Annotated in this window: 1 protein-coding gene; it reads left to right on the forward strand. The window is 63.6% G+C overall.

All coding sequences use genetic code 11. The features are described from left to right. Nucleotides 1-13: 13 nt before the first annotated feature. The coding region (locus tag C5F48_RS24695; RefSeq protein WP_146170805.1) for a winged helix-turn-helix transcriptional regulator at nt 14-258 on the forward strand (245 nt) is incomplete at its 3' end.

Here is a 258-nt window from a genome sequence, read left to right on the forward strand (position 1 = left end):
GAAGGTAACCACCATGGAAGTCATGACTCCCGAGCACGAATGGCGCGAGGACTGCGCGCCGCGCCGCGTGCTGGAGCTGTTCTCGACCAAATGGACCAGCATGATCCTGCACACGCTGCACAGCCGACATTCCGGCGCCGCCCGAACCGGTGTGCTGCAGCGCAGTCTGCCCGGCATCTCGAAGAAGATGCTGGTCCAGACTCTGCGCGACATGGAAGCGAGCGGCCTCTTGACCCGACATGTCGAGAGTGTGGTGCC

Origin of the sequence: Cereibacter changlensis JA139, assembly GCF_003034985.1 — a bacterium.
Lineage (GTDB): Bacteria > Pseudomonadota > Alphaproteobacteria > Rhodobacterales > Rhodobacteraceae > Cereibacter > Cereibacter changlensis.